The following is a 16,252-nucleotide window of genomic DNA, read 5'->3' on the forward strand; positions in this document are numbered from 1 at the left end:
ACCCCGCTGTAGGTTTTCAGTATATATTACATTCTAGAAAGTACTACTGTCAATCATGGCAAAAACCATCATTGTATCTAACCGTTTACCGGTTAAGATCTCGCAAGAAAAAAATAAATTATCCTATCACACCAGTGAAGGTGGACTTGCCACCGGGCTTGGTTCCATTTATCGCGAAGGCGATAACATCTGGGTAGGCTGGCCTGGGCTTGCTGTCACGAAAGCCTCACAAAAAGCCGAGATCGTTGAACATCTCGCCACCGAGAGTATGAAACCCGTTTTCCTAAGTGCTCAGGAAATTGAGGATTTCTATGAGGGATTCAGTAATGAAACCCTGTGGCCCAACTTTCATTATTTCAACCAATACACGGTTTATGATGAGGGACTTTGGAAGGCTTATCAAAAAGTGAACCGGAAGTTTGCCAAGGAATTGGAAAGCGTGGTTGAAGAAGGTGACACTCTCTGGATCCATGATTACCAGCTGCTTTTGGTACCAGAGATGATCCGAAGCATTATGCCCAATGTGGCCATCGGATTTTTCCTGCACATCCCCTTCCCTTCATACGAATCCTTTCGATTATTACCCTGGAGACGTGAATTATTGAACGGAATGTTAGGTGCGGACCTTTTAGGCTTCCACACCTATGATGACATGCGTCACTTTCTTTCATCAGTCAGCCGTTTGGCCGGGCTCGGCAATTCGAACGGGCAGATAAGTGTAGGTCAGCGACTGGTTTTAGCAGATGCCATGCCTATGGGTATCGACTATGATAAGTATGCTGCTTCAGCTGCCATGCCGGAAACGCTGGAGCGCGAAGTACGTTATCGAACGTCTGTCGGTCAACACAAGATCATGTTGTCCATCGATCGGCTAGATTACTCTAAAGGCATTCCGCAGCGACTGAAAGCATTTGAAAGATTTCTCGAAACCTATGCTGACTATCGATCCAAAGTTTCCCTGATCATGGTCGTGGTGCCTTCTCGAGATACAGTACCGAAATACGCCCAATTAAAAGAAGAAATTGACCTGTTGGTTGGTAGGATCAATGGTAAGTACGGCCGTATGAACTGGACTCCTGTTCATTATTTCTACCGCAGTTTCCCAATTACAGCCTTGTCTGCGTTTTACCGCATGGCCAATGTGGCACTGGTAACACCTATGCGTGATGGAATGAACCTGGTTTGTAAGGAATACATTGCCAGTCGACTGGATAAGAAAGGCGTTTTGGTCCTGAGTGAAATGGCGGGTGCCTCAAAAGAGCTTTCGGATGCGATCCTGATCAATCCTAATGACATAGAGCAATCAGCCCAAACCATGAAAGAGGCCCTGGACATGCCTGAAAAGGAACAGATCCGGAGAATGGACAGCATGCAGGAGTCGCTGAAGCACTACAACATCCATCATTGGGTGAAACTGTTCATGTCCCGATTGGAATTCATCAAAAAAGAACAAGAAGGTTTGAGAACCAAACCAATGACCCAGGCACTGAAGGACAAGGTCATGGATCATTACGCCGAAGCCAAGAAACGCTTATTGTTCCTCGATTATGACGGAACCCTGGTTGGCTTCCATTCCGACCCGAATGACTCAAAGCCGGACAAAGCATTGAAAAACATTTTGGAAAACTTAACCGGTGATCCTAAAAATAAGGTGGTCGTGATCAGTGGTCGCGGAAAAGAAACACTGGAGAAATGGCTTGCAGCTTACCCCATCGACATCATTGCAGAACATGGCGTCTGGAACAAAGCCCATGATGGCGATTGGAAGATGTTGACCCATATGAACAATGACTGGAAGGAAGAAATCGACAATCTCTTGAAAAGCTACGTGGATCGAACACCTGGCTCATTCGTGGAATACAAGGACTACTCGCTGGTCTGGCACTACCGAAGAGTCGAGACAGGTTTAGGTGAGATCCGAACCCGTGAGCTTACCAGTCACTTGAAGTATATCACCAACGATAAAGACCTGCAAGTCTTGGAAGGTGACATGGTCGTTGAGATCAAAAACTCTCAGGTAAACAAAGGAAAAGCGGCTGCAGCCTGGATGCGGAAAAACAAAGCAGAATTCTACCTGGCATGTGGTGATGACTGGACCGATGAAGACACCTTTCGTAACATGCCTGAAGATGCGTATACCATCAAAGTAGGTACAACTTCATCCGTCGCAAAATATAGGGTGGAGAATTACGTAGCGATTCGGGAATTGCTGTCTGGGTTGGGGGCTTAAATCACCAAATACGAATAAAAAACAAAGGCGCGAATCATGAAGGTTCGCGCCTTTTTTATTGTCCAAGATCGTATGATCAATAAAAATCCGGTTGATCCAGTTTCTTCGCGATGCGTGTTGCCGCATTGAGTAATCCAACATGGCTGTACGCCTGAGGGAAGTTCCCCCACATGCTTCCGTCTCCTTCCTTCACATCTTCACTGAGTAAACCAACGTGATTGCTATAGGAAACCAGGTTTTGGAAGTACTCGATGGCTTCATCCAATCTACCAACACAGGCCAATGCTTCCACATACCAGAAAGCGCAGATCAGGAAAGTAGTTTCAGGCTCACCGAAATCATCCTGATGCTTGTATCGGTAAAACAGTCCACCTGACGCATGAAGTTCTTTCTCCATGGCTTTCAAATGCTCCTTGGCTTTATCGGTATTCCCAGGGAGGTAATTCATCATGATGAGCTGCAAAGTACTCGCATCCATTCGGTCCACCCCTACGGCCTGAGCAAAACCCTTTTTCTCCGGCACGTAGCACTTCTCAATCATTTTGGCAGATTTCACTTTCAGTTTGGCCGCCAAATCACCCATCTTCTGGTCTCCCAGAACCTTAGCGATCTTCATCGCCGCACTACTACCTGCCCAATGGAACAAGTAGGTATAGCAATGATGTTGTGCCAGGTTTCGGAATTCCCATAGACCCGCATCCTGCTCATCAAAAGTCTTATCGATCATTTTCAGGGTCTTCCAGATCAATTCCGAAGTATCAAAGCGATCTGTAAAGATGATCCGCATGTCGTTGTACAATGGCAACAGCGACACCAATACCTGACCGTAGACATCATTCTGAATATGCGTATAAGCTTGATTACCTACCCGAACCGGGACATTACCCATGTATCCTGAAAGGTCCGTAGAGCGTTCATCAAGACTCTTGGTTCCGGTGATGCCATAAAGTGGCTGGAACCGATCTTTTTCATCATGCGTGGTATTGAGGATGTAGTGGAAATACTTTTCCGATTCCTCAAAATGGCCAATATTATTGAAGGCGTTGAGTGTATAGAACGTATCTCGCATCCAGCAATAGCGATAATCCCAGTTTCGGGTACTTCCGGGTGATTCCGGCAAACTCGTTGTAGTCGCTGCAATGATCGCACCTGTATCTTCGTATTGATGGATCTTCAGGATCAATGCCGACCGTATGGCTTCACGTTGATAAAAGTTAACGATACTCGCCGTTTTTACCCAATCTCGCCAATATTTGGTGGTTTTGTTCAAGAACACTTCCGCCGTTTCTTCCAGGGCAGCTTCCATTGGCGGTCCCCAGGTCATGACCAGGTATTTCGTCTCATTCAGGATGAAGCTCTGTTCCTCCATGATGTAGTTGAGCGAAATATTGGTCGTCAACCTAACCTCCGATTCCAAACCAAGAAAACGGACATGGTTGCTTCCGAGGCTATGTTGTGGCTCTACTTCACCGTATCCCCCTTTAGGTTGACATTTCACTATGATGTTTGGATTCCCTCTGACTCGTTCGATCTTTCTGATCAACATCAATGGCTTGTAGTATCGGTCTTGCTGATAAAATCGAGGAGCAAAATCCGTGATCCGATACACGCCACTATCTCCTTCTACCTCCGTACAAAGCACGTTGGTGTTCTCAATGTAATATTGAGAAGAAATGAGCTTATCGCCTTGTGGCCGTACGGAGAATTCCCCACCCTTTTCAGGATCGATCATTCCTCCAAATATGAAGCTACTGTCAAACCGGGGCCAGCATAGCCAGGAAATATTAGTATTTAAGTGAACATGCGCTGTAAAAGCACAATTTCCAATCACTCCATAATCATAAGTATGTCTGCTCATCGGGAATCTAAATAAAATGAAAGCGCAAGAAATATGATTTTCTTAAAGAAAACAATGAAAAATTATAGATTTAAACAGAATGAATTCATTTTTTTACCAAAATAATCAACTAAGCGATCGATACTTGAATTTTAGCAACTTATACCTATCTTGATCGGCAGCTTCGGATTATTTCAAAGCCTCATGTCGTGCTAGTGATGGTAATCCAAGCTTTTGGTTATATTTGAACCAAGCCGTCTTATACATGTTTAGAAGATTTTTCAAGAATCCTCAGTTAGGGATTTTGTTTGACATTTTTGTCGGTGTTGTCATCTATGTGATACTGCTTATTACCCTTGTACGGGTCGAAAGTATCAGTGACCAATCAGCACTCACCACCTACTCCAATGCATTCTGGTATTCTATTGTCACGCTCACTACGGTGGGTTATGGCGACCTGTTCCCTGCAACAGTCTATGGCCGGTTCATTGGAGCAGTTTTTGTTTTGCTCAGCCTGAGCGTTCATATCGTATTAATTGGAACTTTCGTTAATCTCATGTCAACCATAAAGGAAAACCGAAAACTTGGCCTCGCTGGCATTAATTTCACTGATCATGCCATCGTCATCGGATGGGATGACTTTGGAAAAATGGTCGTAGAACAGCTCATGGGGGTGGGTAAAAAGATTGTGATCGTTACTGACAATAAATTGGAGCTTGAGCACATCTATGAGACGTACGATACAAAAAACATATTTGTCTTTTACAACGACTTGAAAAACTTTGAAGCGTTGGAAAAAGTCAATATAACGCACAGTTCTATCGTTTTTGTAAATCTTCCGGATGATACGGATAAACTGGTATGGATAGTCAATATCAGGAAAGTATACCCCGATCTGGAATTTGTAGTGACGTTGGAGAATGGCGACCTAAAGAACACTTTTATCAGTGCCGGAGTGACCAACACCATTTCTAAACATGAGATCTCGTCCAAACTTCTGGCGAGCTATATGTTTGAGCCGGACGTTGCTTCTTACAGTGAGTCCATCATGTCATTTGCACAGTCAGATGGCGACTATGACATCAAGCAATTCCTGGTGACACCTAGCAATCCTTATGTAGGCAAAACGTATCAGGAGACCTTCTTTGAACTGAAAAAGAAGTACAACTCTGTATTGATTGGTATTACCAAGCGAGATAAATACGGCAACAAAAGATTGATCAAAAATCCATTAGGAGACCTGAAGATCGGCATGGGTGACTACTTGATCGTGATCCTGAATGGAAAGGCATTCAAACTACTGAAGAAGGTCTTCAACGTTGAAGAGGGTGTTTTCAAGAACAAGAAAAAATCGTAAGATGCGTAGCAAAATCACATCCATCCTTACGATGATCATGCTGGTACTAATTCTAGCAGGTTGCAGAAACAAAGCGCTCAATGAAGGAGAAGCCTTCAAACCAAAGGAACGCCATGAGAACATAACTTTTCACTTTGACCCAATCCAAGTAGATGGCGTGGATTACCTGATTCTGGAAAGAGACAACAACAATCCTCACGAAGGGTTTGGCTTCATGGCTTTTAGAGCCAATGTATTAATCGAAAAGCAAGATTCATTGATGGCGTATTTACAGACCGTCACGGATATGCAAACACGGATTTACGCAGAACTCACAAAAACCCCTCTGGAAGAAGCCCAGGTGCTCACTGATCAGTTGCTACAAGACAATCTAAGTACTCAACTGAAGGAAATTCAGAAGCTGGAATCTGAAGAGTTTGTGAGTACCCGGACCCGAAGAAGACCCAAGGAAGACAAGGACAAATAAGTAATGCCAGCACATTCAAGTACTGGCATCTATCAATCATTAATTTTTATTCCTTCTTTAAGGAAGTCTCTCAAAGTAAGCACGCAGATCGTGCAATGCTTTTGATGTATCAGGATCAACCGCAATAGAATCGGCAACATCCTTCGCCACCTTCTCTGCATCAATCAATTCGTCCTTATCTCTGAATACTTCATCAAGAATGTTACAATCATAGATCAGGGACATTAACACAACGAACGCAGGAGTAGGCTTGGCATTCTTAAATACCATGGCCCGCAGGATGTTTCTAATTTCCTTCTCGTAAGCATAGTTGGCATTACCCATTCGCTCCGATAGTGGGATCCAAAGCAATTTGGTGGCCTCACGTTTCAGAATTCCTCTTTGAGAGAGTAATTCATCCAGGTCCGCCAAAATATCTTTGAAATGATCAGATAGGTGTTCTACCTGAGTCACTACATTTTTCCCGGAAACTACTTTCTTAGCAACGTCATCGAGGATCTTGTTACCAGTTCCCTCCTGACTAATCACTTTAACGACGCCTCCTTCCAGGCTAATTTTCTTGGTAATGTATAGTTCGAGTACAATCGCACTAATAACACCAGGGATGATTCTTTTCTCAGCAGCAGATAACAATCTACCCTCTTCATCATCCATAGCAATGAGATATAATCCTTCAGCGATACTTAATTTCATCAGTCTACAGCATTTTTCGTCTTGCAACTTGAGAGAATTCGGTTCTGATTCTCCAGCTTAACCCTTCAGGTCGTTGCATGCCTGGTGGTTCTTCATAATGATTGAGTCCAATTGACGATCTGGTTGAGGGATTGACCAATCGAACCTATTCTATTTTCCAAATGCAAATTTTGGAAAAAACATTTACTTTTTCAATAGCATAGGGATGGTAAGCCCCTGTACCAGGATTGAGAACACCACACAACAATAGGTGGTGAACAATATAATATTCTTCACTTCTTCAGGAATACCCGCTACATCAGACAAAGAAAGCGCCAGCGCAACAGAAATACCTCCACGAAGGCCTCCCCACCATAATATTTTTATGGTCCCTTCTTCAAACTTTCTGCGAAGCGAAAGGATACTGATAGGAATAGAAACTCCCAAAAACCTGGCAAATAGCACAATCATAATCCCTACTACACCAACAATGATCATGTCGATAGAGAAAGTTTTCGCAATAACGATCATTTCCAATCCGATCAATATGAACAGAATGGCATTTAAAGCTTCATCGAGTAAGTGCCAGAATTTGAAAACGTACTCTCCGGTCGCATTTGCGAGATTTTCATCCCGACCTTCGTTACCAATGAAGAGTCCCATCACCACCATAGCCAAAGGAGCTGAAACGTGTAGCAACTCAGCAATGCGCCCGCCTACCATGACAAGTGTCAGGGTAACGAGAACTTCAAGCTCTACGTGATCATTATCAATAAAATCCAATAATCGGAAACCCAGGAAACCAAAAATAGCTCCCATAAGCACGCCGCCAATCACTTCTTTTCCGAACAGCATGGCGATATCAGCCGCCCCAGGAGCATGTGCTTCAGCAGCTTCTGCTCCTCCGTGATGCATGGCTTCTGGTGCGGCGATTCCCAAAATAGTCAGGAATACCACAACACCTACCCCATCATTAAAAAGCGATTCTCCGGCGATTTTCATCTCCAGGTTTTTGGAGAGGTTGAATTTCTTCACGAGTGCCAATACTGCAATTGGGTCTGTAGGTGAGATCAATGCCCCGAATAACAAACAATAGATCAATTCAATTTTGTAACCCAGTATTGGGAAAGTCCAGTAGATCAGGTATCCAACAATGAAAGTGGACATGAGCGTCCCAAGTGTCGCCAGGGTAAATACCGGCACCCTTTCTTCCATTAATTTCTTCAAATTGATACTTAATGCTCCTGCAAACAGCAGGAAGTTGAGCATGACATTGAGGAGGACTTCCTGAAAATCAAATTCTTCTATAATAGATTCTGCAACCCCACCGACTGCAGGAAATACGTATCCAAGCAATAGGATCACAACCGACATCATCAGAGCAATAGCCATCAACCCTATGGTAGAGGGCAACTTCAGTACTGTGATGTTGATCAATGTAAATACAGCTGCCAGAAAAATTAGCAGCGTGATTAGGTCGAGAATACTCATTGGCGATAGGTGTAATTCATACCTTTAAAAATCGACCCAAAGTAAGAATAAAAATATTACAAAAAAAATATCAAGCCACCTTAAATTCATCTGGCGAAATCCAGCAAAACTTATGTCATTTTCAAAGATATTGGCGTTTTTTACAATCCATGAGTCGTAAAACCTACCTATTTCCGATTGCAATATTTTGGGTTAGCCTGATATTGATCAGTTGCTCTTCAGTGAAGCGAATTGCAGTAGAAAGGGATGTCAGGCGCCTGGTCGATAAATCTGATGTCTTCCGAAATGAATTGATCGGAATGTCCGTTTACGATCCCTATTTAGAGAAATATGTGGTCGACATCAATGCAGACAAGTATTTTACTCCTGCCTCGAATACCAAGTTACTGACGTTGTATGCGTCGGAATTGAACTTGAAAGATTCCATTCCAACGTTCGCCTACACGCAGCGCGGCGACAGCCTGATTATTCAACCTTTAGGTGACCCCACGTTCCTGCATCCTGATTTTGAGCAACAGGTTGCCATACAGCGATTAAGGGGTTTTGGGCTCAAAAAATTATACATCCAGTATCCTGAAATTGATTTTCCGGGTTATGGTCCCGGATGGTCGTGGGATGATTTCGGGTACGCCTTTCAGCCTGAACGCAATGCTTTCCCGATTTATGGCAATTTGGTTTGGGTAGAACAGCATTCAGCAACCAAAGTAACACCTGATTTCTTTGAAGACTTTGTAGAATTTACGGAGGTACGTCCTCCATATCGCCGGGACAGGAACCAAAACTTGTTTCAATTCATCAAAAAATCACCCGATCTCGACACCCTGATCCAGGTCTCACCTTTTGTTCCATCCAGAGAACTGGTACATGAACTGCTCGCTGATACCTTAAAGGCGGGCATTTCACAAGTAGCCACTCAATATTCTTTACCGGATACCATTTTCAACGGACGTTCTCTCCCAATGACGGCCCTGATGATGCTTCGAAGTGATAATTTCCTCGCAGAACAAATGCTGTACATGGCGGCTGTTCAAAAACAATCAGGAAGCATGGAAGGGTTCATTCATAGCATGAAAACTGGAGACATGAAATTCGCTCCGGATTCATTGATCTGGGTCGATGGGTCTGGACTAAGTCGATACAATATGTTAACTCCGCGGACCCTTGTCAGTATCCTCCACGAAACTTATCTCAATACGCCATGGCCTGAAATCGAGGTGGTATTCCCAACGGGGGGTGTTAGTGGTACGATCAGGAGCTGGTATGGTGCGGAAGCACCTTATGTATTTGCGAAGACCGGGACTTTAAGGCACAACCATTGTCTCAGTGGATTCATAAAAACAAAATCGGGTAAAACGTTGATCTTCAGTTTTATGAACAACCATTTTACCCGATCTAATGCAGAGATCAAGCGAGCCATGCAGACCCTGCTTGAAGATATCCGTGATTCTTACTGACCGTATTTCTGCGTCAGTCCCCCGGTAAGTCGCATCAATGTAACCTGAGAATCCAGCAGGTCAAAGATGGATTGTAATCGAACTGTCGCTGCGGCGAGATTATTATTTTGCACCGTTCGATAATCAAAGGAATTGATGGTACCATTCTTAAATCGCTCCTCAGAAATTTCCAGATTCTGAACGGATGCCTGGTAGCGGCGATCGTTGATATCAAATAACTGCTTTCTAACCCGGTACTGGTCCAATGCTTGCACCAGGTCCCTACGAATCGTGGCTTTCAGTCTTTCTGTCTGAATATTGGCGATATCTTCTCTCAATACTGCTTCTCGGATCGCACGATTTACTTGTCCTCCTTGAAAGAGGTTCCAGGAGATGGTGAAGTTTATACCATAGGTAAAGTTTTCATTGTTCCCTGCATTCGTAACTGCACCTGTTTGTTGATCAGTTCTGAAATCAAGCGGCCAGTCACTGATATCCTGCCGATTTCGGGTCCAGGAATAATTTCCTCCTAAACTCAAAGTCGGATAACGATCCAATTGACGCAACCTTGTGGTTGATGCCAATACTTGCTGCGTGAGGTACTGTTTGCGTAGATCCACGTTCTGTGATTCAATCTGTTGTTCCAGGTCCTCATAGGAAAGCTCATTGTATTCCACATCAAGATCATCCGTGAAATTGTACTGTCGAGCTGGATTAGGTTCATCCAACAGGAAATTCAAATTGGAAACTGCATTTTGATAAACCAGCAACTGGTTGACGTAATTAACACTATCCGTCAGGTAATTGCCTTCTTCCAATAACAAGTCCGTTGTAACTGCCGTACCTACTTCCAACCGAACCTTCAATAGTTCATACTTGTCACTACTTAGTGCCAATTGTTTGCCGAACTCGTCAAGTCTTCGCTCTTGCAAAACTGCCCCATAATAACCAAGCACAATGGCCTGTAGGGTGTTAGCTACTACGATATCTGCATTGCCTTGAGATTCGGCCTGCAATTGCTCCAATTGCCGCTTCCCAACAGTAATGTTAGCGATACTCAGCAGGTTCCAGTTCACATTTACACCAGGTTGGATCTGGTTGGTTGTCGTTTTTGCTAAAATAGCAAATGGACTCAGGGCCTCTCGGTTATCGAACGTGTTTCTGCTACCCTGAAGGCTGGCAGATAAACTGGGAAACAGGGCCGCCCAGTTATTATTCATCTGTGCGATCTCGATGTTCCTTTGTTCAACTTTAATATCAAAGTTGCGCTCAAGCCCTATGATTACCGCATCATTGAGCGAAAGATCATCCTGCGCCTTCACGCACGGCAAAACCGTGATTACCAGAAGGATTGCCGTTAAAAACTTATGTTTCATTTTACTCATTGGTCAGGTTGATTATGCGGATTCCCGGTATTCTTCAAGGCGTTTTTCATCGATCATCACACGCTCTACTTCTTCCCTTGCGGGTCTTTTACCTGTCCACAACCACTTGATTCCGACGCGAAGATCGTTCATGAGTAGGATGAAAACAGGGAAAAACAGCAGAATAATGATCGTACCGAACAACACTCCGTAAGCCACTGAAATAGCCATTGGAATCAGGAACTGTGCCTGAAAGCTGGTTTCCTTGATCAATGGAAACAGACCCGCCACAGTCGTCAGGGAGGTCAGCATGATCGCTCTGAATCGTGCAATACCCGCCTGATAAGCTGCCTGATAAACGGTCATTCCCTCGTCTTTCACCAGTGAATTAAACTTTGCCAGGAACACCACGGCATCGTTGATGATAACCCCCGATAATGCAAACATGCCCCAGGCTGACAATATGGAAACCGGAAAATCAGCGTCGGGGTTTATCCATGATTCAATTCCATGCCCTAACATGGCACAAAACCACCCCATTGGCACCATTCCTACGATCAATACGGCTTGATAAGCCGACCGAAATGTAATCATCAGAATGAAGAAGATAACGATAAAGGCACCTCCAAAATAGGTACCAATCTCCTGCCCAGCTCTCTGGCTTTCTTCAGCTTGTCCCCCATAGTCGAATTTTACGGATGGAAAATCTGCCTGAAGTTTAGGAATGATGTTTTTCTGCACATTCTCAATGATCGGTGGTACCTCTCCGAAAGGATCGACCATCTCCGCATCCACGGTGACAGCACGGCTGGTATTAAAATGCCTTAGACCAGCAACTCCACGCTCCACTTCATAATCGGCCAACTGTGTCAAAGGAAATTCCTGGCCGCTATTGGTTTTGATTTTGATGTCTTCTAACTGGCCCACACTTTGTCTTCCGGAATTGGGATAACGCACCCATACGCGCAATTCATCATTTCCTTTCATGAATCGCTGCACTTCCTCGCCAAAGAATCCTTGCCGAATCTGAGTAGTTACATCACTGTGATTCAGACCCAGAAAATAAGCTTCCGGACGGAGGTCAAAAAGCATTTCGCGTCTACCGACGGCCACATTATCCTCGATTTCCTTTAATTCGGAGATGGTCGTAAGTTCTTTTTTCAGCGCAGCCGTTGCCGCCGTTAATTGATCATAATCTTTGGCGATCAACCGGACGGATACTGGCTTGCCGAATCTACTATCTGCACCTACACTGAACTTCTCTGCCTCATCTACAGATCCAATCTCATCTCTGATCCTTTCGATCAAATCAAATTGGTTCATGCCATAGTCATCCAGCTCTTCGTAGATCACATTGACCTGTCCTGCATGCGAACCCGTTTCTCCACTACCAAATCCGGTGTTCATGAAGGTGAAGCGAATGATGTCCTCGTCGGTATCAAATTCTTCCTGCATCTTCTCATTGACTGACCAAATCGCATCGTCAAAACGCTTGAGAAATTTTTCCACTTTGTCTTCTCTTTCTCCGGGCTTGAAAGCCAGGTTCACCTGAAAACTGTTGAACGGGATATTAGGAAAGAACGTCGCTTTGATCTGCCCACCCATCAGCAGACCTACAATCAAGACAACAAAACTGACACTGATGGACCAGGAAATGTAGCGGTTGCGCATGGTCCAGGATAACGCCCGGCCATACAACTGATACCTTAAATAATCAATGAAACCATTGATGGCTTTTCGGATCTTGTAGCTACGTGTATCCTCTTTTTTCACTTTTAACACACTCTTACTGGCCAGGTGCGCCGGCAACACGAAGAAAGCCTCCAGCAATGAAAAGCCTAAGCTAAAGATCACAACAAAGGCCATGTCTTTCAGGAATTCGAATCCGCCAGTTAGCAATAATAGCGGCGTAAAGGCCACAATTGTCGTGGTAACGGAGGTTACTACCGCGGGAAGTACTTCCATGGTACCATTTACTGCTGCCTTGATTGGATTCTGCGTCTTCTCAAAGTGTGTATAGATGTTCTCTGCAATTACAATTCCATCATCCACCAAAATTCCAATGACCAGAATCATCCCGAAAAGCGAGATCATATTGATGGTCAATCCGACAAAAGCTCCGAGGATAAACATCCCCAAAAAGGAAGAAGGAATTCCCCAGGCTACCCAGAAAGAAAGCTTGATGTTCAGGAATAACCCTAAAGCCACCAAAACCAATAAAAGCCCTACCAGGCCATTTCCAGTAAGGAGGTCCAGTCGCTGCTGCAATACCTCCATGAAGTTCCAGTTTACCTCAAGTGTAACTGCACTGTATTTCTGGTTAAACTCCTCAACGTAATCATTAACCTCTACCGAGATCTGCTCCAGGTCTTCATTTTCAAGCTTCCGCACTTCGATGAAAACCGCTTCCTCGCCATTGAGAAAACTTTTAGACGGCTGATCTGCAAACTGTTCTTTGACAACCGCCACATCTCTCAACAAGAGGTCACTTCCGTCAGGATTACTGCGAACGACCATTTCACCGATGATATCCGCATCCGTACTTTTTGCTTTTGATCGAATCAGGATCTCTTCCCGGCTTGACTTCACAGAACCAGCAGAAACATCCCGGTTGTTCAATCGAACGGCGGCCACTACCTGGTCAAAGGTGAGGTTGTAACGTCGCAAGGTCTCTTCACTGACCTCAATGGAAACTTCTAATGGAGGGAAGCCCGTCACATTGACCTGACTGATCCCTGGTCTGGCTAGAAGATCATCTTCAATGATCTCAGCATAATACTTCATCGTCTTGAGGTCCACATCTCCTGTGAGCCCCAGCCATTGTGCTGTTGTCCGAAATCGCTGCTTGAAAATGATGGGCTTCTCTGCACCAGCCGGAAATGAACTGATCCCATCTACAGCATTCTTCACTTCTGTGTACAACTCGTCAATGTCGTAGTTGTCCAGCGTTTCAATGGAAATGCTTGCTGAATTTTCAGAGGAAGTAGAATTGATCTCATCGATTCCTGCAATGGATTTCAATGCCTCTTCTACCTTTAGGGTAACTCCTTCTTCCATCTCCTCGGGAGAGGCACCAGGATACGCGACACTGATGTTAATGATCTTATCCTTAGCCGTAGGAAAGAACGACTTCTTGGTATTAACCAACGCCAACGCACCCGCAAATAGCGTAAGCGCAATGACGATATTGGCAAGTATCGGATACTTGACAAAATGTTCGATAATGCTTCTCATGGCTTAGGTTTTAATTCCCTGCAGATCCTGACACGAGACGCCCCTGAGCATCGGTCTTGCGTTCCAGGTCAATCTCCTTTTCCTCAAGCTTCTTCGCCACCATATTATTGTGTGCATTGATCAGAGGCTCCACTACCAATGCTTCTCCTTCTTCAAGGCCTGTGAAAATCGCCGACTCCTGTTCTAATCGAACTACATTGATCTTTTTCACTTTCAATAAGGTATCTTCCAGTACAAAAACTTCACTTCGATTGTAGATCGCGCTTCTGGGCATGATCATGCCATCTTTGATCGTTCTTGCGGGAATAGCCGCCTGCAGGAATTGCCCATCGTAAAGACGCTGACCATTTGATTGAATGGCCAAAAAGACATCTACAGATTGTGTATTTTGATTCACAAAATCTGAGATTCTCAGCACTTTCCCATCCCAGTATTGTTGGGTTTCATCACTGAAGATCTTTACCTCTGCCCCTTCTTGTATCCAACTGATGTCGCGGGTTTCCACACTCACTTTGAGTTCATGAGCTCCGGCTCTTATGATTTTACCAATTTTGGTACCGGGATTTACGAATGCACCTGTTTCCATGGCCACTTCGGAAATACTTCCATCAAATGGCGCGTAGTAGCGATGTTTTTTCAACCTGCTTTCCGCACTTTTAATGCTGTAGTAAGAAGAGTAAATCCCTTTTGTTGCCAGGAATGTCTTCTCTTTCTCATCGCTGTTCTCAGGCAACTCTGGTAACGCATTATCGATATCAACTTTGGAAAAGTATTCCTGCCAGTTATCGTAAGAATCGCTAAAATCTATCTTCAAATCAGGCAGAATCGCCGCCAGATCACGTAAGAAGTTGCTTTTTTGAGATTTAAGGTTCAATGCTGCTTCGTCATCATCGATGTAGAACAACAAGGTACCTTTCCTGAAATTCTGTCCGGCTTTTAGTCGGATTTTACCTTCATACATTCTTCCACCCACTTCCGAAAGCAGATCTAAAGACTGGGCAGTTTCAACACGCCCGAAGGCAACAACACTGGTTTCTACATCGGAATATTCAACCGGCGCTGTTTTTACATAACGAACTGATACGGTAAGCTCCTTCTCCTCGGGAGGAGCTTTCTGGCTGGCAAAAAATGCCGCAAGCGCTGCCGATCCACCGATGATCGAAACCGCTAGAACCACAACGATTAATTGACGGGACTTCATTAGAGTTAGTATTTGACCAAAAAAAATTTGTAAAGGATTGTTGGATACATAAGACTGGTCTTAACAGACTTTTGTTACAACAACCTTAAGAAAATTGATGAAAGGGGAATACCGTACTTGAAATGGTTTGCAGGTTACATGTACGTACAGGTGCGCAGATCAGTTATTCTCCACAGGAAAATTTGCTTTAAAGATGGTCTCCCCTTTCGGGGTTCGGTCATGGCTGACTGCTCCACCGAGTGCATCAACGCATGTTTTGACCACAAATAAGCCTAGTCCCACATTGGCTTCTTCATTATTCGGGCGGGTACTGATCTTAGCAAACTTTTTGAACAAGAGTGGGTGTTCTTCTTCTGGAATTTCATTTCCCACATTTGAAACCAACATCGAAATAGCGTCTGGTTTTGCCTCAAACGAGACTTTCACCGGTGTATCCGGATCAGAAAATTTGCAAGCATTACTCACCAAATTTGTGAAAATATGATCAAAATAGGGCTTATCGACTTTGGCTTCAACAGGGTCCGCGGATTCGGAAATGACAATCTGTGCCGAAGGGTATTTGTCTTGCAAGTCAAAAACCAGGGATTCGGCGCTGGCATGCAAGTCCACCGATTGAAAAATTAACTCACGGTCCTCTGACAGAAAATGTTCTACTTCCACAATCCTGGCAATGGTTTTGCTTAAATTCCAGCCAGCCGCTTCGATATTTTCGGCAAATGGACGCAGGTCTTCATCATCTACCAAATCTCTTTTGAGAAGATCGGCAAAGCCAATGATCCGACTAATGGGCGACCTCAAATCATGAGATACGATTTTTAAGAAGCTCTTCTTTTCGCGATGCAACTCGGCGATCTGGTCCTGGGCTTTTTTCAGCTCCGCTTTCAATTGCGATGTGGATTCCAAAGGATAGAAAGTTAAATCCTACGTTTAGGTTATTTGTCTAATTAATCAGGGCGGAAATTAAGAG

Annotated in this window: 11 protein-coding genes; 4 read left to right on the plus strand and 7 right to left on the minus strand. The window is 44.2% G+C overall.

Annotation, left to right across the window (positions count from 1 at the left end; genetic code table 11):
• Positions 1-55: 55 nt before the first annotated feature.
• A complete protein-coding gene (locus R8G66_10690; protein MDW3192827.1) occupies positions 56-2,230 on the plus strand; it encodes a bifunctional alpha,alpha-trehalose-phosphate synthase (UDP-forming)/trehalose-phosphatase in 2,175 nt (724 codons plus the stop codon).
• A 76-nt stretch (positions 2,231-2,306) separates the two neighbouring features.
• Here the strand turns inward: R8G66_10690 and R8G66_10695 are convergent, their stop codons facing one another.
• Complete coding sequence (locus R8G66_10695) at positions 2,307-4,088, minus strand: glycoside hydrolase family 15 protein (protein ID MDW3192828.1); 1,782 nt, start codon at positions 4,086-4,088, stop codon at positions 2,307-2,309.
• Between the two features lie 244 nt (positions 4,089-4,332).
• Between R8G66_10695 and R8G66_10700 the strand changes: the two genes are divergently transcribed.
• Complete coding sequence (locus R8G66_10700; GenBank protein ID MDW3192829.1) at positions 4,333-5,424, plus strand: NAD-binding protein; 1,092 nt, start codon at positions 4,333-4,335, stop codon at positions 5,422-5,424.
• Between the two features lies 1 nt (position 5,425).
• Positions 5,426-5,890 carry a hypothetical protein gene (locus tag R8G66_10705; protein ID MDW3192830.1) on the plus strand — a complete coding sequence of 155 codons (465 nt, stop codon included), beginning with the start codon at positions 5,426-5,428 and terminating at the stop codon, positions 5,888-5,890.
• Positions 5,891-5,947: 57 nt separating this feature from the next.
• On the opposite strand, the gene R8G66_10710 is transcribed toward R8G66_10705, so the two are convergent.
• Positions 5,948-6,583 carry a GPP34 family phosphoprotein gene (locus R8G66_10710; protein ID MDW3192831.1) on the minus strand — a complete coding sequence of 212 codons (636 nt, stop codon included), beginning with the start codon at positions 6,581-6,583 and terminating at the stop codon, positions 5,948-5,950.
• A 183-nt stretch (positions 6,584-6,766) separates the two neighbouring features.
• Complete coding sequence (locus R8G66_10715) at positions 6,767-8,053, minus strand: sodium:proton antiporter (GenBank protein ID MDW3192832.1); 1,287 nt, start codon at positions 8,051-8,053, stop codon at positions 6,767-6,769.
• 221 nt (positions 8,054-8,274) lie between these two features.
• Here R8G66_10715 and R8G66_10720 point away from each other — a divergent pair, with 221 nt between their 5' ends.
• Positions 8,275-9,507, plus strand: a complete 1,233-nt coding sequence (locus R8G66_10720; protein ID MDW3192833.1) for a D-alanyl-D-alanine carboxypeptidase — start codon at positions 8,275-8,277, stop codon at positions 9,505-9,507.
• On the opposite strand, the gene R8G66_10725 is transcribed toward R8G66_10720, so the two are convergent.
• From R8G66_10725 to R8G66_10740, 4 genes are all read right to left on the minus strand, one after another.
• Positions 9,501-10,862 (minus strand): TolC family protein, encoded by a 1,362-nt coding sequence (locus R8G66_10725; GenBank protein MDW3192834.1) that lies wholly within the window; start codon positions 10,860-10,862, stop codon positions 9,501-9,503. The two genes, R8G66_10720 and R8G66_10725, sit on opposite strands and share 7 nt — an antisense overlap.
• A 21-nt stretch (positions 10,863-10,883) precedes the next feature.
• Positions 10,884-14,084 carry an efflux RND transporter permease subunit gene (locus R8G66_10730; GenBank protein MDW3192835.1) on the minus strand — a complete coding sequence of 1,067 codons (3,201 nt, stop codon included), beginning with the start codon at positions 14,082-14,084 and terminating at the stop codon, positions 10,884-10,886.
• 10 nt (positions 14,085-14,094) lie between these two features.
• Entirely contained in the window at positions 14,095-15,285 is a 1,191-nt protein-coding gene (locus R8G66_10735) for an efflux RND transporter periplasmic adaptor subunit (GenBank protein MDW3192836.1), read from the minus strand.
• A gap of 159 nt (positions 15,286-15,444) precedes the next feature.
• The gene (locus R8G66_10740) at positions 15,445-16,188 is read right to left on the minus strand and encodes a HAMP domain-containing sensor histidine kinase (GenBank protein MDW3192837.1); all 744 of its coding nucleotides are present in this window, start codon (positions 16,186-16,188) and stop codon (positions 15,445-15,447) included.
• Positions 16,189-16,252: the final 64 nt, after the last annotated feature.

This window comes from Cytophagales bacterium (genome assembly GCA_033344775.1).
Classification (GTDB): Bacteria; Bacteroidota; Bacteroidia; order Cytophagales; family Cyclobacteriaceae; genus JAWPMT01.